Annotated in this window: 17 protein-coding genes; 12 read left to right on the top strand and 5 right to left on the bottom strand. The window is 62.2% G+C overall.

Annotated elements, in window-relative coordinates; all coding sequences use genetic code 11:
- Nucleotides 1-10: 10 nt before the first annotated feature.
- Both EVC45_RS31415 and EVC45_RS31410 read left to right on the top strand, forming a co-directional pair.
- Nucleotides 11-331: an NAD(P) transhydrogenase subunit alpha gene (locus EVC45_RS31415; protein ID WP_129962067.1), complete on the top strand. Its 321-nt coding sequence runs from the start codon at nt 11-13 to the stop codon at nt 329-331.
- Nucleotides 332-1,786 (top strand): NAD(P)(+) transhydrogenase (Re/Si-specific) subunit beta, encoded by a 1,455-nt coding sequence (locus EVC45_RS31410; protein WP_129962066.1) that lies wholly within the window; start codon nt 332-334, stop codon nt 1,784-1,786.
- Between the two features lie 85 nt (nt 1,787-1,871).
- On the opposite strand, the gene EVC45_RS31405 is transcribed toward EVC45_RS31410, so the two are convergent.
- Nucleotides 1,872-2,795, bottom strand: coding sequence for a LysR family transcriptional regulator (locus tag EVC45_RS31405; protein WP_129962065.1), 924 nt, complete (start codon nt 2,793-2,795; stop codon nt 1,872-1,874).
- Nucleotides 2,796-2,930: 135 nt separating this feature from the next.
- Here EVC45_RS31405 and EVC45_RS31400 point away from each other — a divergent pair, with 135 nt between their 5' ends.
- From EVC45_RS31400 to EVC45_RS31380, 5 genes are all read left to right on the top strand, one after another.
- Nucleotides 2,931-3,848: a LysR family transcriptional regulator gene (locus tag EVC45_RS31400; protein ID WP_129962064.1), complete on the top strand. Its 918-nt coding sequence runs from the start codon at nt 2,931-2,933 to the stop codon at nt 3,846-3,848.
- A gap of 134 nt (nt 3,849-3,982) precedes the next feature.
- Nucleotides 3,983-4,771, top strand: a complete 789-nt coding sequence (locus EVC45_RS31395) for an acetoacetate decarboxylase (protein WP_373683096.1) — start codon at nt 3,983-3,985, stop codon at nt 4,769-4,771.
- A gap of 31 nt (nt 4,772-4,802) precedes the next feature.
- Entirely contained in the window at nt 4,803-5,585 is a 783-nt protein-coding gene (locus EVC45_RS31390) for a 3-hydroxybutyrate dehydrogenase (protein WP_129962063.1), read from the top strand.
- Between the two features lie 9 nt (nt 5,586-5,594).
- On the top strand, nt 5,595-6,896 hold the full coding sequence (locus EVC45_RS31385; RefSeq protein ID WP_129962062.1) for a patatin-like phospholipase family protein: 1,302 nt from the start codon (nt 5,595-5,597) through the stop codon (nt 6,894-6,896).
- A complete protein-coding gene (locus EVC45_RS31380) occupies nt 6,893-7,375 on the top strand; it encodes a hypothetical protein (protein WP_129962061.1) in 483 nt (160 codons plus the stop codon). Before EVC45_RS31385 ends, EVC45_RS31380 begins: the two co-directional genes overlap by 4 nt.
- A 57-nt stretch (nt 7,376-7,432) precedes the next feature.
- Here EVC45_RS31380 and EVC45_RS31375 read toward each other — a convergent pair whose 3' ends face one another.
- The 4 genes from EVC45_RS31375 to EVC45_RS31360 all read right to left on the bottom strand — a co-directional run bounded on the left by EVC45_RS31375 (nt 7,433) and on the right by EVC45_RS31360 (nt 9,848).
- A complete protein-coding gene (locus tag EVC45_RS31375; RefSeq protein ID WP_129962060.1) occupies nt 7,433-8,119 on the bottom strand; it encodes a type 1 glutamine amidotransferase domain-containing protein in 687 nt (228 codons plus the stop codon).
- Between the two features lie 73 nt (nt 8,120-8,192).
- Nucleotides 8,193-8,726, bottom strand: a complete 534-nt coding sequence (locus tag EVC45_RS31370) for a DUF3331 domain-containing protein (protein WP_129962059.1) — start codon at nt 8,724-8,726, stop codon at nt 8,193-8,195.
- An 87-nt stretch (nt 8,727-8,813) separates the two neighbouring features.
- Nucleotides 8,814-9,047, bottom strand: coding sequence for a 4-oxalocrotonate tautomerase family protein (locus tag EVC45_RS31365; RefSeq protein ID WP_018442101.1), 234 nt, complete (start codon nt 9,045-9,047; stop codon nt 8,814-8,816).
- Between the two features lie 90 nt (nt 9,048-9,137).
- A complete protein-coding gene (locus EVC45_RS31360; RefSeq protein WP_129962058.1) occupies nt 9,138-9,848 on the bottom strand; it encodes an SDR family NAD(P)-dependent oxidoreductase in 711 nt (236 codons plus the stop codon).
- A 559-nt stretch (nt 9,849-10,407) separates the two neighbouring features.
- Between EVC45_RS31360 and EVC45_RS31350 the strand changes: the two genes are divergently transcribed.
- From EVC45_RS31350 to EVC45_RS31330, 5 genes are all read left to right on the top strand, one after another.
- Complete coding sequence (locus EVC45_RS31350; protein ID WP_129962056.1) at nt 10,408-12,033, top strand: MFS transporter; 1,626 nt, start codon at nt 10,408-10,410, stop codon at nt 12,031-12,033.
- A gap of 11 nt (nt 12,034-12,044) precedes the next feature.
- Nucleotides 12,045-13,133, top strand: a complete 1,089-nt coding sequence (locus EVC45_RS31345; protein ID WP_129962055.1) for an HlyD family secretion protein — start codon at nt 12,045-12,047, stop codon at nt 13,131-13,133.
- The gene (locus tag EVC45_RS31340; protein ID WP_129962054.1) at nt 13,130-14,653 is read left to right on the top strand and encodes an efflux transporter outer membrane subunit; all 1,524 of its coding nucleotides are present in this window, start codon (nt 13,130-13,132) and stop codon (nt 14,651-14,653) included. Before EVC45_RS31345 ends, EVC45_RS31340 begins: the two co-directional genes overlap by 4 nt.
- A 167-nt stretch (nt 14,654-14,820) precedes the next feature.
- Nucleotides 14,821-20,331 carry an ATP-binding sensor histidine kinase gene (locus tag EVC45_RS31335; RefSeq protein ID WP_129962053.1) on the top strand — a complete coding sequence of 1,837 codons (5,511 nt, stop codon included), beginning with the start codon at nt 14,821-14,823 and terminating at the stop codon, nt 20,329-20,331.
- Between the two features lie 268 nt (nt 20,332-20,599).
- Nucleotides 20,600-20,802 (top strand): aldehyde dehydrogenase family protein (locus EVC45_RS31330; RefSeq protein WP_129962052.1); only part of this gene is annotated, 203 nt, incomplete at its 3' end.

The raw sequence follows: 20,802 nt of genomic DNA, 5'->3' as shown, positions 1-20,802 counted from the left end.
GAGAACGGCGATGGAAATCGTCAACCATACAGTCATCAATCTGATCATCTTCGTTCTAGCGGTGTACGTCGGTTATCACGTGGTCTGGAATGTCACGCCGGCGCTGCATACGCCTTTGATGGCCGTGACCAACGCAATCTCGGCGATCGTGATCGTCGGCGCGATGCTCGCCACGGGGCTCACCGTTGGGGTCCCGGGCAAGGTCTTCGGCACGATCGCCGTGCTGCTCGCGGCCATCAATGTGGTGGGCGGATTCCGCGTCACGCGGCGCATGCTCGAGATGTTCCGCAAGAAGGGACCGAAGAAGCCTGCCTTGAAGGAGGGCGCATAAATGGGCATGAATGTGGTTACGCTGCTTTATCTGCTGGCGTCGGTCTGCTTCATTCAGGCGCTCAAAGGCCTGTCGAATCCGAAAAGCGCACGCGCGGGCACCGTGTTCGGCATAGCCGGTATGGTCATTTCGATCCTGACTACGCTGGGGCTGATCGTGACGCAGTCCGCGCAGATCGGCTCGAACCTCGGGCTTGGGCTCGCGTTGCTCTGTGCCGCGTTCGTAGTGGGCGGCGCTTTGGGCGCCTATGCCGCGAGGCGCGTCGAGATGACGAAGATGCCCGAGCTCGTCGCGGCCATGCACTCGCTGATCGGACTTGCGGCCGTGTGCATCGCCTATGCGGTCGTCGCAGAGCCCGCCGCATTCGGGCTCGTGGCCCAAGGCTCGCCATCTCCCGGCTTCCTTCCCTATGGCAACCGCATCGAGCTTTTCATCGGCACGTTCGTGGGCGCAATCACCTTCAGCGGTTCGGTGATCGCCTTCGGCAAGCTCTCCGGCAAGTACAGGTTCAGGCTATTTCAGGGCGCGCCCGTGGTCTACCCCGGACAGCACCTGATCAACCTGTTGCTCGCGCTCGGCATGATCGGCTGCGGCGTGCTGTTTTACGTCACGCAGTCGTGGCTCCCGTTCATCGTCATGACGGCGATCGCGTTCGCGCTCGGCGTGCTGATCATCATCCCGATCGGCGGCGCGGACATGCCCGTGGTCGTGTCGATGCTGAACTCTTACTCGGGCTGGGCGGCGGCGGGCATCGGCTTCTCGCTGAACAACGCGATGCTGATCATCGCGGGTTCGCTCGTGGGTTCTTCCGGCGCGATTCTCTCGTACATTATGTGCCACGCGATGAACCGCTCGTTCTTCAACGTGCTGCTGGGCGGCTTTGGCGGCGAAGCGAGTGCGGCCGCGGCGGGTGGTGCGCAGGAGCAGCGTCCGGTGAAGTCGGGTTCGGCCGATGACGCCGCATTCATGCTCGGCAATGCCGAGAGCGTCGTGATCGTGCCGGGCTACGGTCTTGCGGTGGCTCGCGCGCAGCATGCGCTCAAGGAACTCACCGACAAGCTGGTCGAAAAGGGCGTGGACGTGCGTTACGCGATCCACCCGGTGGCCGGCCGCATGCCGGGCCACATGAACGTTCTGCTTGCGGAAGCCGAAGTGCCCTACGACCGCGTGTTCGAAATGGAGGACATCAACAACGAGTTCGGCCAGACCGACGTGGTGCTGGTGCTCGGCGCGAACGACGTGGTGAATCCGGCGGCGAAGAACGATCCGAAGTCGCCGATCGCGGGCATGCCGATCATCGAGGCATACAAGGCGCGCACGGTCATCGTCAACAAGCGGTCGATGGCGGCTGGCTATGCGGGCCTCGACAACGACCTGTTTTACATGGACAAGACGATGATGGTGTTCGGCGACGCAAAGAAAGTCATCGAAGATATGGCGAAGGCAGCCGCGTGATGAGCGGCGGCGCTGACAGTGAACTGCGCAGCGCCGCCGCAGCGGCACCCGCCGGGTGCAGGCGACGAGGCAAACTATTCCGGTCTTACCATTCAGCCATCGCGCCAAGCCAGTGCTCTTCGTCGGCAAAACGCTCGACCAGCATGTCGAGGAGCAGCCGAACCTTGGTGCTCAACTGGCGCCGATGAGGGTAGAGCGCGACGATCTCCAGCTGCTGGGTTTGGTAGTCGGGCAGCAGTGGCATCAGCAAGCCGGAATCAAGTAGATCGGAAACGACGAACGGCGGACACAGGCACAACCCAAGTCCCGCCACCGCAGCGGCGCGCAGCACCGTAATGCTGGCGGTGAGAAGGTTGCCCGACACCCGGGTGCTGGTTGGATTGCCGGCGGGATCGACGAAATGAAACTCGTCGCGGTAGATCGAATGAGCGTAAAGCAGGCAGTTATGGTCAGCCAGGTCCGCCGGATGTTGAGGCGTGGAGTGCGCCTCGAGATAAGCCGGTGCGCAGCACAAAACATAGCGCCATCTCGCGAGGGTCCGTCTGATGAGACTGGAATCGGCCGGTGAGGCGGGCATGATCGAAAGGTCGAACGCCTCTCGCGCGGGATCGACGGGGCCGGTCATCGCATCGGTCTGGAAGTCCAGCGAGACCTCCGGGTAATCGCCCGCGAAACGGGTGGCGATCGGCGCGATGGACCGCTCCAGCGCCTGGTGGCAACGAAGCCTTAGCCGGCCGCGCGGAGTGATCTGCAGCGCGCTGGTAATTTCGTCGGCTTCCGCCAGTTCCTGCAAGATCTGTGAGCAGCGCTCGTAATACTCGCGGCCTATTTCGGTTAGACCCACACGGCGTGTGGTGCGGTTCAAAAGACGCACGCCGAGGCTCTCTTCGAGCGCCTGGACGTGATTGCTGACCGTCGTCGTCGACAGGTCGAGGCGGCGCGCCGCCGCGGTAAAGCCGCCGCTCTCGACGACGCGGACGAAGGAGGTAACACTGGCCATCCGATCCATGCGTTCCCCAAAATTATCAAGCCACGGTTGAAAGTCACTGGAGTGCATGAATCATAGAATCGGCCAATATATACTTCCAATACAAATATCAGCCATGTTCTATAGTTACGCGGCTATGATTCGGAGACCCGTGGGATGCGCATGTTCGACCCGTATTTCACGTTGCAAAAGCTGGAAGTGTTCTGCCTCGTCGCGGAACTGCAGAGTGTGACGCGTGCGGCCGACCGGCTGTGCGTTGCGCAGCCGGTCGTCACCGCACATCTGCGCGGGCTGGAAACGAAACTCGGGGTCTCGCTCGTCAGGCGCGTCGGCCGCAATATCGGTCTCACGGAAGCGGGCGACCGGGTGTACAAGTGGGCGAGTGACGTCCTCACGCGCACGCGCGAGATGGAGCGCGAGTTGTCGGGGCTCGAAGAGGGGAGCGCGGGTAGCGCAGTCATTGCCGCGTCAATGACGCCTGGCTCCTATCTGCTGCCTGCGCTCGTCTCCGACTTCTATGCAGTTCATCCCGAGGGCCTGGTCAGCATCGAGAGCTCAAACCCTCAGGTGGCGCTGGATGCGGTACGCACCGGCGAGTGCGACTTCGCGGTGCTCGTCATGCATCCTTCCGAGAATCGGGACGGTCTCACCGTTCATACGCTGTGGGAAGAAGCGTTGCTGCTGGCAAGTGCGCCAGACAGCAAGCTGGTCGGCGCCGTCGCGCTGCCGCGGGAACTGGCCGCACTGCCTTTTATCAGCGCGCCACGCCGTATCGTGCGTCGCGAACTCGAGGACGAGCAGTTACGCGCACATGGAATCGATACGCGCAACGTGGTCCTCGAATTCGGCCATCCGGAATCACAGAAGCACGCTGTCAAACGCGACCTGGCCTTGTGTTTCTTTCTCGAGTCCGCAATCCGCACGGACGTCGAGCGCGGCGAACTGTCTGTCGTTCGAACGCCTGGGCTCGAGATGTCGGTGCCCCTTTTCCTTGTGCACCGTCGTGACAAAGTGCTGTCGCAATTCCAGAAGGCATTGATGGACCATATCATCGCGTCCCGGCAGGCTTCCTGAGTGCCGCATCGTGTCCATCGTCGCAAGATCTTCTCAATAAATGATAAATAGATTCTTGATATCGACGGATTCTCTCGTGATTCGTGAGTCTGTAGCATCTGCTGCGATGCAACTGAATCTCAACGGGAGAACTCATGACCCGCCTGAATCTGGCTTCGATTCGCAAAGACGCCTTTGCGATGCCTGTCCACAACCCCGCCTATCCCCGGCCGCCGTACCGCTTTATCAACCGGGAATATTTCATCATTACCTACGAGACCGATTTCGAATCGCTAAAAGCCATCGTGCCGGAGCCCTTGCGTCCGGAAAACAATCTTGTGCATTACGAATTTATTCGCATGCCGGATTCGTCGGGCTTCGGTGACTACACGGAAACCGGTCAGGTCATCACGGTGCGCGACCAGCAAGGGCGCCTTGGCAACTACACGCATTCGATGTACCTCGACGACGAAGGCCCGATCGCCGGCGGCCGGGAAATCTGGGGTTTTCCGAAGAAGCTGGCGAGACCGACTCTGAGCATCGACGGCAACGACACGTTGCTCGGCACACTCGACTACGGCACCCAACGCGTCGCAACCGGCACGATGGGCTACAAGCATCTGCCGCTCGATATCGAAGCCGAACGCAAGAAGCTGGCGGAAACACCCAATTATCTGCTGAAGGTCATCCCGCACGTCGACGGTACGCCGCGTGTCTGCGAACTCGTGCGTTTCTATCTGCGCGACGTGAGCGTGCTCGGAGCGTGGACAGGTCCGGCGGCGCTCGATCTGCATCCGCATGCGTTGGCACCCGTGGCCGATTTGCCGGTGAAACGGGTGGTCGGCGCGCGGCATCTGATTGCCAATCTCACGCTGGATATCGGCGAGGTTGCGCTCGACTATCTGGCTCAAAACGAAACCGTGAAGCTCGCGGTCAACGAATAAGTTTGCGTGGATCTACGCGTAGGAAAGCAACATGTCTTTACACAACAAAGTCGCGCTCGTAACCGGGGCGGCAAGCGGTATCGGTGAGCAATGCGCACGGAAACTCGCGAGTCTCGGCGCAGCGGTGGTCATCGCCGACCTCAATCTCGAGAACGCGCAAAAGGTCGCGAGCAGCATCGTCGCAGCGGGCGGCAACGCGTTGGCTATCGCCATGGACGTCACTAGCGAAGATGCGGTCAATAGCGGTATCGAGCGCGCGGTCGAGGCGTTCGGCGGCATTGACGTGCTCGTGTCGAACGCGGGCATCCAGATCGTCGCGCCTGTGGAGGAGTATTCGTTTGCCGACTGGAAGAAGATGCTGGCGATCCATCTGGACGGCGCCTTCCTCACGACCAAAGCCGCGCTCAAACAGATGTACGCAAGCGGCAAGGGCGGCTCGATCGTTTATATGGGTTCGGTCCATTCGCATGAGGCGTCGAAATTGAAGTCGGCCTATGTGACGGCCAAGCATGGTCTGCTGGGACTGGCCCGGGTAGTCGCGAAAGAGGGCGGACCGCGCGGCGTGCGTGCGAATGTTGTTTGTCCGGGCTATGTCCGCACGCCGCTCGTCGACAAACAGATTCCCGAGCAGGCGAAGGCGCTGGGCATTTCCGAATCTGAAGTGGTGAAGAACGTCATGCTCAAGGAAACCGTCGACGGCGAATTCACCACGCTCGATGACGTTGCCAATACGGTGGCGTTCCTGGCGGGTTTCGAATCGTCGGCACTCACCGGGCAGTCGCTGATCGTCAGCCACGGCTGGGCCATGCAGTAAGGAGCCGTGATGCGCAGCAGAACAACTCAATCCAACGGGCAGCCGGATGCGTTCGTGCTGCCGCACTATGACGAAGTCGCTCTCGTGCTTCAAGGCGGTGGCGCGCTGGGCTCGTACCAGGCCGGCGTGTACGAAGGCCTGGCCGAGATGGGCGTGCATCCGGGCACGATCTCCGGCATTTCGATTGGCGCGCTCAATACCGCCATCATCGCTGGCAATGCGCCGGAAAACCGCGTGGCGGCCTTACGTGGATTCTGGAACGGGATCTGCCAGCCGCGCGACTGGGTCGGTGGTCTGGGTGCGTGGATGCCACCTATGTCCGGCATGCCGGAGTTCTCGCGCAAGTGGGCCAGTATGTGGGCGGCCGGGCGCGCTTTGACCGAGGGCCAACCGGGGTTTTTCTCGCCGCGCGTGCCGTTGCCGGTAGCAGGGTTCGGCAAGCAGGACCCCACCGCGGTCAGCTACTACGACACGGCCGCATTGAAAGAGTCGCTGCTCAAGTTCGCCGACTTCGATCGGATCAACGACGGCGACGTCCGTGTTTCGGTGGGGGCGGTGAACGTGCAAACCGGCAACCTGGTGTACTTCGACAACACGAAAATGCGTTTGAAGCCCGAGCATTTCATGGCGTCGGGGGCGTTGCCGCCCGGTTTCCCGGCGGTCGAGATCGACGGCGAGTACTACTGGGATGGCGGCCTCGTGTCGAACACGCCGTTGACCGAGGTGCTGCGCGATGCAGATCATAAGGACGCGCTGGTGTTTCAGGTCGATCTCTGGAGCGCGCGCGGCAATGCGCCTGGAGACTTCTTCGACATCTCCGCGCGTGCCAAGGACATCCAGTTTTCGAGCCGCACGCGCGCGGTGACCAGTATGCTCGCGGATCGTCAGAAGCACGCCCGCTTCATCAGGGAGCTGCTCGCGCACATTCCCGCCGGTCTGCGCAGGACCGATCCGCTGTTCCGTCTCGCCGAAGAGGCGGCCGACGGCAGCGCGATCAATGTGGTGCACCTCATCTACAGGAACAAGCCCTATGAAGGGCACTACAAGGATTACGAATTTAGCGTCGACACGATGCGGGAGCATTGGGACAGTGGTCTCGAGGATATTCGCGATTCGTTTTCCCATCGCGAGTGGTTCGATGTGCCCAGCCGCGAGCAGGGATTCGTGACCCACGACGTGCATCGCTTGCCCGGTTCCGAGTCGCAGGGTATTCGTGACGCGCGCATCTTGCCGCTCGCCGAAGAACGAAAAATCGCCGATGACCAGCTGTCGATCGAAGCCCGCGAACCGGCAGGAGAGGGCGTGTCGTGAGTACGGAGCCCTATAGCGGCGCTGCGGACTCCCTGTGCGAGGAAGCCTTGCGGACGCCGTGGGGCTATATTTTTCGCAGCGTCGCAATGATCGCGCTGGCGGTTTCTCCAGCGGTCCTGTGCGCCTATCTGGCGCAGGCTTCAGGACGTTGGGATCTGTTCGAGCGGTCTGGATCGGTCATCACGATCACGGGCCTTTTGCTGGCGTCGCGCCGGTATCTCGAGCGCACCGTGACGGATCTGGTGGTTGCCCATGCAAACGGAGACGCCGGATTCAAGCCTCATCATGCGTTGAGCGAGGTACTCGCGGTCAGGCGCGGACTGACCCTTTCGGCGTTCGGTACGCTCATTTGGGGATGGGGAATATTTCTGCGGTGGTGGAGCTTCGGCGTCCTCGCCTTGTGGATGGTATTGGTCATCTACCGTGCATTTCGCGACCCGGTACTGCGACGCTCCGGCGATGACGTTTTGCCGCGATGAGTTTGGGGGCGGCGCCCACGCCGGGCAGCCGCCGCTTTCCGGCGCAAGGGCTGAGTCTCAGTGACGCTTGCTCAATTTCTCTAGCAATGCCTTTGCGGCCGGCCCCGACGATGCGGGATTCTGCCCGGTGAGCAGCAGCCCGTCTTCGAGTACATACGCTTGCCAGTCGGGCCCCTTCGAAAAGTTTCCGCCCTTCGCCTTGAGCTCGTCTTCAACCAGGAACGGGACCACCTTGGTCAGCCCGACCGCTTCCTCTTCGCTATTGGTAAAGCCCGTGACCGACTTGCCATTGACGAGCGGCTTGCCATCGGGACCCTTCACGTGTCGCAGAACCCCGGGCGCGTGGCAGACGAGATCGACCGGCTTCCCGGCTGCGATCGTGCGCTCGATCAGGCCAATGGAGTCGGGGTCTTCGGCGAGATCCCACATCGGACCGTGGCCGCCGGGGTAGAAGACGGCGTCGAATTCGCCGTGGGCCACATCCTTGAGCTTCGCCGTGTTGCCCAGATCGGCCACCGCAGCCGGGTCGGCTTCGAAACGACGTGTCAGGTCGGTCTGAAAGTCCGGCTCGTTGCTCTTGGGGTCTAGCGGAGGTTTGCCGCCCTTGGGCGACGCGAGCACGATCTGCACGCCGGCGTCCTTGAACACGTAATACGGCGCGGCGAGTTCCTCGAGCCAGAACCCGGTCTTGCGTCCCGTATTGCCCAGTTCGTCGTGCGAAGTCAAAACCATCAGAATCTTCATAACGATCTCCTTGAATGGGTTGTCACAACTTCCGGTTGCAGAGAATTTCGGTCGACGCCCCTGGCGTGCCGAATCAGACTACCGAACTTCCATCAGGCAAAGCAGCGAGATGAATCATGGCGTTCACATTGACGGGAAGGACAGGTGTGCGGGTATTGGGCCGGTAGATGATATCGCCGCGACGGATCGCTCTGCCGCTCACTGCGCACACGCCGGCCCGGCGCGCCTTTGAGCAGACCCAGATCTGATAGCCGTAGTGGCATGAGGCGGAGCACCAGCGCAGCGCAACGGTTCGTGGGGAGAGGTGCTCGAGGAGCGTGACGACGGCCGCGCAGGGTGCGTCAGCTGTCGCATCTCGCCCTTCGCGGAGGTTGCGGCTTTTGCGGCACCTTCCGTCGTCGCAGCGGGCCTCGGCGATGCGCGGACCGGGCGCGAGTTCGGCGGGTCTGAGGCCCTGTGCGTGTGGTTCCGTCGCGCAAAGCCCGGCGAGTAGCAGGAGTGTCTGCTCCCATGGGTCCCGGCGCGAGGCGTGTTTGTCGCCCGCCTCTGCGCCCGCGTTCGCGCCGCGATTGCGCGACTGTGTTCGAAGTCCTTCGTCCGTGTTCATGCGAGGCCTCAGATGAAGATTGATAGCGCCACGATGCGACCGGTGCATTCACGCGCGAATGCCCGCTCTCGAGCGGGCCGCACGCGCTTACTTGATGAGTCCCTTCTGTCTTCGATAGACATCGGTAGGCAGGCCGCCCCATCCCCAGTTTTCCGTTGGCACTTCCTCGATGACGACGAAAGTCGCCTCCAACGGTTTGTTCAGCACGTCGAGCAGGAGTTGGCTCACGCCCTTGATCAGCTGGGCCTTTTCTTCCGCCGTGACGGAATCCGTGCCGGGCCGTGTGCCCTCGCGTGTAACCTGAATTGTGACGATCGGCATTTCGCTTTCCTCAATGGTGATCGTTAAAAGGAGCGCCGGCGAGCGGCGCTCCTCGTCGGCCCGGTGGAGCCCGGTGGAGCGCAGTGCGCCTTAGTGGCCGGCGATCTGGCCGCCGTCGACGTGGAGGATTTCGCCCGTCACGAACGGCGCCGAGTCGAGATAGAGGATCGCATTGACGATGTCGCTCATCTCGCCCATATGCCCCATCGGATGCAACGCGCCAAGTGCCGCGTGGGTTTCAGGCGCGTGCATCGGTGATTTGATGATGCCGGGCGAAACCGCGTTGGCGCGAATGCCGCGCTTCGCATACTCGATCGCGAGCGAGCGCGTTGCGGCGGCAAGACCGCCCTTGGTCAGCGAGGCCAGCACGGACGGCACGCCGTCGATCGCGTGATCCACGAGGGTCGTCGTGATGTTGACCACGTGTCCGCGCTCATGCTTCTCCATCTCGGCAATCGCAAGCTGCGTGATGTAGAAAAATCCCGCGAGATTGATGCCGGTGACCGTCGCGTAATCTTCGGCGGTGTATTGGGTGAACGGCTTCGCCACGAAAATGCCGGCATTGTTGATGAGCGTATCGACGCGGCCAAAGCGCGAGACGGCCGTTTCGATCACACGGCGAGCCGTGGCCGGATCGGCGATGTCGCCGGCCACTGCGACGAGATTGCTATCGTCAGTCTGTTTGATGCTGCGCGATGTCGCGACCACGTTGTGGCCAAGTGCGCGGAATGCTTTGGCCGTTTCGGCGCCGATACCTTGCGAGGCGCCAGTGATCACGATGACTTTCGGGGAGTGACTCATATAGACCTTGAAGTAAGTTGGAGCTTCTTTCTGATCGGGCTTGCTGCTCCGATGAGCGTGAATTTACGCATCCATGCCCCCGGTTGGAATACAGGACGCGGACAAACAGTTGTGAGTCACAGGAACAAATGAGAGCAGGCAGGGCGCGATGACGCGCGGCGGAAAGTCATGCGCATGACGCTTATCTAGATTGGGATCAGCGCGGGGGGCGTGGTCGAATTCGAACCTGCCCGGTTCGCACACCATGCTGTGGCGTTTGGGCCCCGGGCCAAGGTGGACAGTGACGTTTGCGTTGACGCAGCGCACACGCGCTGGAGAGTCATGACCGGACGGCCTGGCAAAAATCGCGTACTAGATGGCCCAAAATAAGACCAGGCGGGACTTTAAGAAATTGGCTTCATCTCTGACAATGAAATGACCGGTGAACTGCATCGATGCGCGGCGAGGCCGTTGGTGTGGTCATCGCATCGCATGAGGACGCAGGGCACCGAATTGCCTCACAACGAATTAGCCACATCAAACAGTACAGCTTACGAAACTCGAGAAGTTGCTGATCTCCATGACATCTGCGAACCCTTTGACGACTGGAACGGAACTGGTAACGGCGCCGCAGACGCTGGAGTCAAGCCCTGTGCGCGAAGCCGCGGCGCCGGCGCAGCCTGCCCCTGCGCAAGCGGAGTTTACGGGGCGCATTATCGTGGGCCTGCTCGGCATGTTGTTCGCTTCGTTGCTGGCGATCCTCAACGAACAGGTTACCGCTGCGGCGATGGCCGATATCCAGGGCGCGTTCCTGATCGGGCATGACGACGGGACGTGGCTGACCTCGCTGTTCGAGGCAGCCAATGTCGCGACGATGGTATTCGCACCCTGGTTCGGCATCACCTTTACGCTCAAGCGCTTCACGATCGGCGCAGTACTTGCCACGATGTTCTTCGGATTGCTGTGCCCGTTTGCGCCGAATCTGGCGACGCTCTATGTCTTGCGTATCGTCCAGGGAATCGCGGGCGGATGTCTGCCCCCCATGCTGATCATCGTGGCGCTGCGTTATCTGCCACCCCAATTCAAGCTGTACGGGCTCGCCGGCTATGCGCTCACGGCGACCTTCGGGCCGGCGCTCGGCACACCGCTCGCCGCGTTGTGGACGGAGTTCGTGAGCTGGCGCATGGCGTTCTGGCAGATCATTCCGCTCGGCGTGCTGTGTTGTATCGCGATTCAGCAGGGACTCCCCGTCGATCCGGTCAAGCTCGAACGCTTTCGTACGTTCAACTGGATCGGCTTGATTACGGGCTTCCCGGCGTTTGCCATGCTCGTGACCGGGCTTTTGCAGGGAGATCGCCTCGACTGGTTCGAATCGGAGTTCATCCGCGTGATGTTCTACGGGGGTGGGGTGTTGCTGGTGGCCTTCCTCGTCAACGAGTGGTTTCAGCCCGTGCCGTTTTTCAAGCTCCAGTTGCTCGAGCGCAGAAATTTCACGCATGGGCTCTCGACCCTGGTCGGCACCGTGATCCTGCTGGTGGGCGTCGCGGCAATACCCGGACAATTTCTCGTCAAAGTTCACGCGTACCGGCCGCTGCAGACGGCGCCGCTCTCGCTGTTGCTGGCGATTCCGCTGCTGATTACGCTCCCTTTGACCGCCGCTTTATTGAATACGCGGCGCGCCGATCATCGCTGGGTGATCGCGACAGGTCTGTCGCTGATGTTCATCACGTGCGCACTCGGCAGCTTCATGACGTCCGAGTGGATTCGGGACAACTTCTACGTGCTGCAGGCGCTGCAGATCATCGCGCAGCCACTGGTGATCATGTCGATCCTCATGGGCGTAACAACGGGCTTGCCCCCAACGGAGGGCCCATTCGCTTCGGCAATGTTCAATACGGTCAAGACGTTCTCCGCCGCGATGGCGACGGGTCTGATCGAGGGTGTTGGCACCGCGCGCGAACATTTCCATTCGAGCATGCTCGTCGACCAGTTGGGAAGCCGCGCGCTGACGGCAGGCCCGGGCCTCGACACACCCTACGCGCTGGGGCAACTCGCGCACCGTGTTCACGAACAGGCCGTCGTGCTGACTTCCGCCGACCTTTATCTGGTGATGGCGTGCGTCGCGCTCGCTTCGCTTCTTCTTGTTCCAGTGCTGCCGGTACGTATCTATCCGCCGTGGAGCACTACGCCGCCCGCTTCGAAGTGAGGTACGCCTTCATGTCATCGACCAAATCCATCTCCACACCGGCAAGATTGAAATGGCTTCGTATTGCGGCGGTCGTCGTCGTCATCGGCGTCGCTGTGTGGGCCGGCACGAAGCTCCTCTCACATTCCAGTTCGGAATCCACGAACGACGCCTACGTTACCGCGGATTTCACGCTCGTCGCGCCGCGAGTCGCCGGACAGATCACGGACGTACTGGTGAACGACAACGAGGACGTGAAGGCGGGTCAGCTGCTGGTGCGAATCGACGACCGCGACTATCGCGCCGCATTGATGAGCGCCCAGGCGGAGGTGGCGGGCGCGCATGCGTCGGTGGCGAACTTCGACGCGGAGATCGCGCGCCAGCCCTCGCTCGTCGCTCAGGCGCGCGCCACGCTGCGCTCCGACGACGCGGCGATCGGCTTCGCCCGGGCCAACGCTTCGCGCTACCAGAATCTTTCCGCAGCGGGTGCAGGGACCGCGCAGGAGCAACAACAGGCTTCGAGCACGCTCGCCGAGCAGCTTGCGCAGCAGTCGCACGACCAGGCGGTGCTGACGGCGACCGTGCAGAATCTCGACGTCCTGCGCACCGAGCGCGACAAGGCCGCTGGCGCGCTTCAACACGCCGAAGCGATGCTCGAACAGGCGAAGCTCAACCTCTCCTATACGGAAATCCACGCGCCGGTCGACGGCAAGGTGGGACGTCGGTCGGCGCGGGTCGGTGCGTTCGTGACACCCGGCGCCCCCATGCTGGCAATCGTCCCGCTTTCGGATGCGTACGTCGTCGCGAATTTCCAGGAGAGCCAGATCACCCATATGCGGCCCGGCGAGAGCGTGCGCGTGACGGTCGACAGCCTTCCCGGCGTGGTGATTCGTGGCCGGGTCGACAGCCTGGCGCCGGCAACCGGCGTGAGCTTCGCGCCGATCGCACCCGACAACGCAACGGGCAACTTTACGAAGGTGGTGCAGCGCGTGCCGGTCAAGATCACGATCGATCGCGGGCAGCCCGCCGCAGCGGCATTGAGCGTTGGGCTTTCGGTGGAAGCCGAAGTGGCCGTGGGCCGGGGCGCGGAAGCGACGGCCGAAGGAGCGGAAAGAAAATGAACCCGAGCAGATATTCTTTCCGCGCGATCCTGCTTACGCTTCTCGCCTGCGTGGCAATCGCGGGTTGCACGGTGGGTCCCAACTTCGAACCGCCAAAGTCGCCTACGCCAGAGGTCTTCAACCGCACGCAGACGGCGCAGGCGCCGAGCAAAGCCGTGGAAGGCCAGTTTGGTCCGGAATGGTGGACGATGTTCAACGATCCGGTGTTGAACGGTTTGGAAAAGCAGCTCGCCGATGCCAACCTGGACGTGGCGGCCGCCTCTGCGCGCCTGCTGCAGAGCCGGGCCGAGCGCCGCGTGGCGGGTGCAGCCGAATATCCGACCCTCGACGGCGCCGCATCGTACTACCGGGAGCGCGGCAGTGAAAACGGCATTCTCTCGCTGCTTGGCGTGACGCCGACGCAAAGTCAGCCGCAGTCCGCCTCCGGCAGCGCGCCTCTCGGCGTGGCGGCCATGCCGGGCTCCAAGGGTTCGCCTGCCTATAACCTGTATCAAGCCGGCTTCGACGCTTCCTGGGAGGTCGATATCTGGGGCCACGTGCGACGCACCGTGGAAGCGGCGACGGCGCTTTCCGAAGCCTCGTATGAGGACCGGAATGCGGTCTTGCTGAGCGCTCGCGCGGAGCTTGCGCGAGACTATATCGAGCTGCGCAGCACGCAGGAACTCCTGCAGATCGCGCATCAAAACCTGGACATCGCCAACGACGCGCTGAAGCTCACGCGGGTGCGCGCGCATGAAGGCGTCACCACGGATCTCGATGTCTCGAACGCTTCGGCGCTGGTGGAGAATATCGAAAGCCTGATTCCCACGCTCGAATCGCGCACCGAAACGACGATCAATGCAATCGGCCTGCTGCTCGGCGAGGAGCCCGGCGCGCTGCGTCAGACGCTCGCAGCAACCCAGGAGGTGCCCGCGCTACCCGCGCAGGTCCCGATAGGCTTTCCTTCCGAACTCGTGCAGCGCCGGCCGGATATCCGCAAGGCGGAAGCCGAACTGCACGCGGCGACGGCGTCGATCGGCGTGGCGAAGGCCGATTTTTATCCGCGCATCATGCTGAACGGAAGCGCGGGCTTTCAGAGTCTTCAACTCTCGAGTCTGGCCAGTTGGGCGTCCGGGCAGTTTGTCGTCGGCCCTTCCATTACGTTTCCCATCTTCGAAGGCGGTCGCCTGAAAGGGACGCTCCAGCTGCGTGAGGCGCAACAGCAGGAAGCTGCGATTGCCTACAAGGAGACGGTGCTGCGCGCGTGGCAGGAGGTGGACGATGCGCTGGTCACCTACGACGCCGAACAGCGCCGCCGCGACCGGCTGGTCCAGGCCGTGACCATGAACCAGCGCGCGCTCGCGGTCTCGCAGCAGCGGTACAAGGCCGGGGCGCTCGATTATCTCGACGTATTGAACGTGCAGAGGCAGTTGCTCGAGGCACAAAGCAATCTCGAGCAAAGCAGAGCCACGGCGGCTACGAATCTCATTACGCTTTGTAAAGCGCTGGGAGGGGGATGGGAGTCGACATATGGCGGGTAATTCATAGCCCGAATGCCATTTCGTCGTCGATGCTTCGCAGGCGCAGTGCATCCAGTCATCATTGTTCAGGACAATCGATAACTTTGCAGCGCCGGCAATGGCGCAAAGTCAGGCGCGCGCGCAAAATCATGTGCAAATGAAAATCGCATCATGACAGGAGCGTCCGCGTGGATCTCGCTGGATATGAGCTGGAGCCGCTGCGCGACGACGGCGATTTTTCACTGTTTCGCGCCCACCAACGCAGCGGTCCGGTCTCGGTGCTCGCGCTGGTCGCCACGCGTGCGGACCTGGTGGGCGTGAAGCGCCTCGAGCGCGAATACGGACTCGCTGCGTTGCTCGATTCCAGCTGGGCGGCGCGGCCTCTTGCGTTCTACCGGCACCGAGAGCCGCCGATGCTCGTGCTCGACGACGACGGCGGCGAACCGCTCGATCGCTCGCTTGCGGGCCCGTTCGAACTCACGCGCCTGTTGCGCATTGCGGTCAATCTGGCGAACGTGGTGGGCCATGTGCATCGATGCGGCCTCGTTCACAAAGACATCAAGCCGGCGAACGTGCTCGTCGACAGCGGCGGCAACGTGCGGCTCACCGGCTTCGGTATTGCTTCGCAACTGCCGCACGAACATCAGCCGCCCGCGCCACCGGAGATCGTTGCCGGCAGCTTCGCGTATATGGCGCCTGAGCAGACCGGCCGCATGAACCGTTCGATCGACACGCGCAGCGATCTCTATTCGTTCGGTGTCACGCTGTACGAAATGCTCACCGGGTCGCTGCCGTTCAAGGCCTCGGACGCGATGGAGTGGATTCATTGCCATATCGCGCGCAAGCCCACGCCGCCCCGGGCGCGCCGCGACTCGATCCCGCAGGCGCTCGAGGGTATCGTGCTGAAGCTGCTCGCGAAGGCCGCCGAGGATCGGTATCAGACTGCGGCGGGACTGGAGGCCGATCTGCGCTCATGCCTCACGGCATGGGAAATGCACCAGCGCATCGACCCATTTCCGCTCGGGGAACACGACGCGTCCGACCAGTTGCTGATTTCCGAGAAGCTGTACGGGCGCGAGGCGCAAATCGACGCACTGACTACCGCGTTCGATCGCGTGGTGGGCAGCGGGTCGGTCGAACTGGTGCTGATCTCGGGCTACCCTGGCATCGGCAAGTCGTCGGTCGTGAACGAGCTGCACAGGGTATTGGTCCCGCCGCGCGGTCTCTTCGCTTCCGGCAAGTTCGACCAGTACCGGCGTGGCATTCCGTATGTGCCATTCGCGCAAGCCTTCCAGACACTCGTGCGCAACCTGCTGAGCAAGCGGGAAGCTGAGGTCGAGCCGTGGCGGTGCGCGCTGATGGAAGCACTCGGGGCCAATGGACAGCTGATCGTGAATCTGATCCCTGAGCTTGCGCTCATCATCGGGGAACAGCCGGCCGCACCGACGCTGCCACCTCAAGACGCGCAAAATCGCTTCCAGATCGTATTTCGACGCTTTCTCGGTGTATTTGCGCGGCCGGAGCATCCACTCGCGTTGTTTATCGACGATCTGCAATGGGTGGATACGGCGACGCTCGATCTGCTTGCGCATCTCGTCACCCATCCGGACGTGCGGCACGTTCTGCTGGTCGGCGCCTATCGTGACAATGAGGTCGACGCTTCGCACCCATTTGCGCGCACGCTCGAGTCGATTGCGCGCGCCGAAAGCAAAGTGCAGCACATCGAGCTTGCACCGCTGACAAGGGACAGCGTCACGCAACTCGTGGCGGACGCACTTCACTGTGACCGCGCGAGCGCCGCACCGCTGGCGCGACTCGCGCATGAGAAAAGCGGCGGCAATCCGTTCTTCACGATCCAGTTTCTGACCGCACTCGCCGATGAAGACCTGCTCGCATTCGACCCACGCACCGCGAAGTGGGGTTGGGAACTGCCGCGCATTCGCGCGAAGGGCTACACCGAGAACGTCGCCGATTTAATGGCGACAAGGTTGGGCCGGCTACCGCCCGCCGCGCGCGACGCACTAGGCCAGCTAGCGTGCCTCGGCAACGTTGCCGAAGTCGCCGCGCTGACCTGGGTTCAGGGCGGCTCCGAAGAGAAGATGCACGCTGACCTGTGGGAAGCCGTGCGAACGGGCCTGGTCTTTCGCGAGGCCAATGTCTATGTATTCGCGCACGATCGCGTGCAGGAGGCAGCGTACGCGCTCATTCCTGCCGACCAGCGTGCCGCCGCGCAGCTGCGGATAGCCCGGGCGCTGGTGTCGCGCACGCCGCCAGACGCGCTCGAAGAAACGGTTTTCGACATCGTCAATCACCTCAATTGCGGCGCGGCGCTGATCGCGGACGAAACGGAGCGTGAGCAGGCGGTTGCCTTGAACCTCGTCGCGGGCAGGCGGGCCATGCGTTCGACGGCATACGTGGCGGCGCGCGGCTATCTGGCGCAAGGCGTGGCGTTGCTGTCGCCCGATGCGTGGACGCTGCGCTACGAGAGCACGTTCGAACTCTATCTTGCGTTTTCGGAGTGCGAATATCTGGTGGGCGATTTTGCAAAAGCGGATGCGCTGGCGGACATGATGCTCGCTACGGCGCGCTCCAGTCTTGACCGCGCAAAGGTCTACAGCTTGCGCATCGAGTTGTATCAACTCGCCGGAAGATATGACGAAAGCTTCGCAGTCGCGCTGGTCGCGCTTCGCGGCTTCGATATCTGCTTTCCTGAAAGCGACGAGGGTATTCAGGCGGCGTTCCATGCCGCCCTGCACGACGTTCAAGTCAATCAGGCCGGCCGCTCCATCGGCGAACTCGTTGACGCGCCGGTGGCGACGGACCCTGCGATCCACGCGATCGTCAATCTTCTCCTACAGGCAATGAACTGCGCTTTTGCCGCGCGGCCCGCGTTTTATCCGCTCATCACGCTCAAGGCGGTCAATCTATCCTTGCAGCACGGCAATACCGATAACTCCAGCTTTGCGTTCGGCAATTACGCGCTCATGCTGGTTTCGCTGATCGGCGATATTCCCACAGCGGTTCAGGTTTCGGAGATGTCGCTGAAGCTCAACGAGAAGTTCGGCAATCGACACCTGAATGGGAAACTGCTGCACCTGTATGGCTCTCACGTCAACTTCTGGCGCCGCCACATCGCCGCGAATCTCCCGGTGCTGGAACGGGCGACAGCCGAATGTATGGAAGCGGGCGATTTCGTTTTTGCCGGCAACGTGGCGTTCAACGCAGTCTGGCAGGCGCTGGAGAGCGGGGCCGCGCTCGAAGACGTGCAGACGATAGCCGAAAAGTACGCGGCGCTCATTCGGCAAAGCCACAACGACGCGGTCTACGAGCTGATTCGGGTTGAACGGCAATGCGTGATGAGTCTGCGGGGCAGCACGGCCAAACCGTTCGATCTGAATGACGAGACGTTCGACGAAACCGCCTGTTTTGAGGCGATCGTCAAGTCGAATTTCGGCTGTGCCATTGGCGTTTATCGAATCGTCAAAGTCATTCTCGCGTTTCTCGAAGGCCGCTACGTCGATGCACTTGGGGCCGCGCAGCGGGCACAGGCAGTACTGAGTTCGGTGATGGCGCTGGCGATCGAGCCGACCTTTCACTTTTTTCATATGCTGACGTTGACGGCGCTTTATCCCGAGTCCTCTGCCGAGCAGCAGAGCATCTACAAACGCACGCTTGCCGAGGCACTCGAGAAGTTTGAAATCTGGGCCGAATCTTGTCCGGAGAACTATCAGAACCGCCATGCTTTGCTCGGCGCGGAACTCGCGCGTCTCGAGGGGCGCGATCTCGACGCAATGCGCCTGTACGAGCAGGCCATTCGCTCCGCTCGCGAGAATGGCTTTGCGCATCACGAAGGCGTGGCCAGCGAACTTGCTGGCCGTTTCTATTTGCGCATGGGCCTCGCGACGAGCGCCGAAGGCCATTTGCGCAATGCGCGCCGGTGCTTCGTCGCCTGGGGCGCGCAAAGCAAGGTCGTGCAACTCGACAGCGAATTCCCGCGCCTGGCCGATCTGGAAGCGAGCACGCTGACATCGACGCTCAGCTTCGATTGGCGCCAGTTCGACGCAGCAACGCTGCTCAAGGCTTCCCACGCGCTCTCCAGCGAGATCGAACTGAAAAGCCTGGTCGAGCGCCTGATGACGATCGCGCTGGAAACCGCGGGCGCCGACCGTGGTCTGCTGATCGTGCCCGAGCAGCCAGACGGCTACCGTATCGAGGCGGAAGCGCGTATCGAGGGCAGCGGGATCGAGGTGAAGCGTTTGCCGGATAGCGGCTGCGCCACACCCGCCGCGCTGCTGCGTTACGTCATGCACACGGGCAAGCGCGTCATCATTGGCGACGCCGTGACATCCGATCTCTTTCCCGAAGACCGGTATCTGGCGAGCGGAGCCACGCGGTCCGTATTCTGTCTGCCGCTCGTCAGACAGGGAAAACTCAGCGGGCTACTGTATCTGGAGAACACCGAGACCTCCCACGTGTTCACCGCCCGCCGCTCCGCACTGCTCGATCTGCTCGCGTCGCAGGCCGCTATTTCTCTGGAGAACACTCGCCTGTATGCCGATCTTCAGGAACGCGAAGCGAAGGTGCGCCGTCTGGTGGATTCCAATATCATCGGCATCCACATCTGGGACTTCGAAGGCAATGTCGTCGACGCCAACGATGCGTTTCTGCGCATTGTGGGCTACACCGCCGAAGAGCTCCGATCCGGACAGATTCGCTGGCCCGATCTCACTCCGCCGGAATGGCATGAACGCGATGAACATCTGAAAGCTGAATTGAAGACCACGGGCAGTGCCAGACCCTTCGAGAAGGAATATTTTCGCAAGGACGGCAGCCGGGTATCCGTCATGGTCGGCGCAGCGGCGTTTGGTGACCGCGAGGGGCAGGGCGTGGCGTTCATACTCGACCTGACCGAGCAGAAGCGCGCGCAACAGGATGTGCGCGACAGCGAACGACGCTACCGCGAACTCCAGACGGTGCTGGCTCACTCGAACCGCGTGGCGACGATGGGTCAGCTATCGGCGTCGATCGCGCATGAAGTGAAGCAGCCGATCACCGCGATTGCGGCGTATGCGAGCGCGGCCCTGCGCTGGCTTGGGGCCCGGCCGCCGAATTTCGACGAAGCGTGTCTCGCGCTCACCCGGATCGTCGCGGACAGCGACCGCGCCAATGGCATTGTCGACAGGACCCGCGCGTACTTCAAGAAAGAGCCGCTGCGCACAGGTGGGCTCGATGTCAACGAGATGATTCGGGAACTGATCGCGCTCGTGCGCGGCGAAGCCAGCAAGTCCAGGGTTGAGCTGACGGTGGAGCTGGCTGACGGGTTGCCGCGCGTTCAGGGCGACCGGGTGCAACTGCAGCAGGTCATGCTCAATCTGATGATCAACGCCCTCGAAGCGATGAACGAAATGAAAGCCGGCGAGCGCGCGCTACTGATCCGGACGGGCAGGACCGATGAAAACGAACTTTGCATTACCGTGCAGGATTCCGGGCCGGGACTTGCCGCCGGCAATCCGGAGGGCATATTCGAGGCCTTTTTCACAACTAAGCCCGACGGTCTGGGCATGGGGTTGCCCATTTGCCGCTCCATCGTGCAAAGCCACGGCGGGCGGTTATGGGTGACACCGAACGATCCCGTTGGCGCCCGCTTTCATTTCACGCTTCCCGCACAAGGCAACGCCTCGCTGCCAGCGCGTGTTTAGCGTCGCATCGCCAAGCCATTCGACCCTTCGGATGGCGGAGATTTCCGCTTGGCCGCCATGGCCGGAAACGAGCCGGGAATGTCCCGAAACCGTCGCAGCTAGTCCCTCGGCCGGGAGCCGTAAAACGTAGACTGTTCTCGTCGACGGTCAATGACTGCCGATCCTGGCGGGGAGTCATGGAGATGCCCGGCCACTCGACTTGATGCGCGCTGCACCGCGGACTCTCTTTCGATCCGTGCGCGGCGCCGGACCAGTAAAGGAAGGATGTATGAGCGAAGCAAACCAGGGCGCGGTGCGCCAACTGAAACATTTCATCGACGGTCGATACATGGCTGGCGTGAGCGACCGGTTCAACGACGTCTACGATCCCGCCCAAGGCCGAGTTACGGCGCGCGTGCCGGTTGCGAATACCACTGAGGTTGCCGCCGCCGTCGCGGCCGCAAAGGCCGCGTTCGCGACCTGGAGCGAAAC

Source organism: Paraburkholderia sp. UYCP14C (genome assembly GCF_004197395.1).
Taxonomy (GTDB): Bacteria; Pseudomonadota; Gammaproteobacteria; order Burkholderiales; family Burkholderiaceae; genus Paraburkholderia.
Note: the sequence above shows the minus strand (reverse complement) of the source record. Positions and strands in the feature narration are given on the sequence as shown.

Coding starts and splice junctions, on each gene's coding strand:
- EVC45_RS31415 (WP_129962067.1), top strand. CDS start 11: ATGGAAATCGTCAACCATACAGTCATCAATCTGATCATCTTCGTTCTA.
- EVC45_RS31410 (WP_129962066.1), top strand. CDS start 332: ATGGGCATGAATGTGGTTACGCTGCTTTATCTGCTGGCGTCGGTCTGC.
- EVC45_RS31405 (WP_129962065.1), bottom strand. CDS start 2,795: ATGGATCGGATGGCCAGTGTTACCTCCTTCGTCCGCGTCGTCGAGAGC.
- EVC45_RS31400 (WP_129962064.1), top strand. CDS start 2,931: ATGCGCATGTTCGACCCGTATTTCACGTTGCAAAAGCTGGAAGTGTTC.
- EVC45_RS31395 (WP_373683096.1), top strand. CDS start 3,983: ATGACCCGCCTGAATCTGGCTTCGATTCGCAAAGACGCCTTTGCGATG.
- EVC45_RS31390 (WP_129962063.1), top strand. CDS start 4,803: ATGTCTTTACACAACAAAGTCGCGCTCGTAACCGGGGCGGCAAGCGGT.
- EVC45_RS31385 (WP_129962062.1), top strand. CDS start 5,595: ATGCGCAGCAGAACAACTCAATCCAACGGGCAGCCGGATGCGTTCGTG.
- EVC45_RS31375 (WP_129962060.1), bottom strand. CDS start 8,119: ATGAAGATTCTGATGGTTTTGACTTCGCACGACGAACTGGGCAATACG.
- EVC45_RS31370 (WP_129962059.1), bottom strand. CDS start 8,726: ATGAACACGGACGAAGGACTTCGAACACAGTCGCGCAATCGCGGCGCG.
- EVC45_RS31365 (WP_018442101.1), bottom strand. CDS start 9,047: ATGCCGATCGTCACAATTCAGGTTACACGCGAGGGCACACGGCCCGGC.
- EVC45_RS31360 (WP_129962058.1), bottom strand. CDS start 9,848: ATGAGTCACTCCCCGAAAGTCATCGTGATCACTGGCGCCTCGCAAGGT.
- EVC45_RS31350 (WP_129962056.1), top strand. CDS start 10,408: ATGACATCTGCGAACCCTTTGACGACTGGAACGGAACTGGTAACGGCG.
- EVC45_RS31345 (WP_129962055.1), top strand. CDS start 12,045: ATGTCATCGACCAAATCCATCTCCACACCGGCAAGATTGAAATGGCTT.
- EVC45_RS31340 (WP_129962054.1), top strand. CDS start 13,130: ATGAACCCGAGCAGATATTCTTTCCGCGCGATCCTGCTTACGCTTCTC.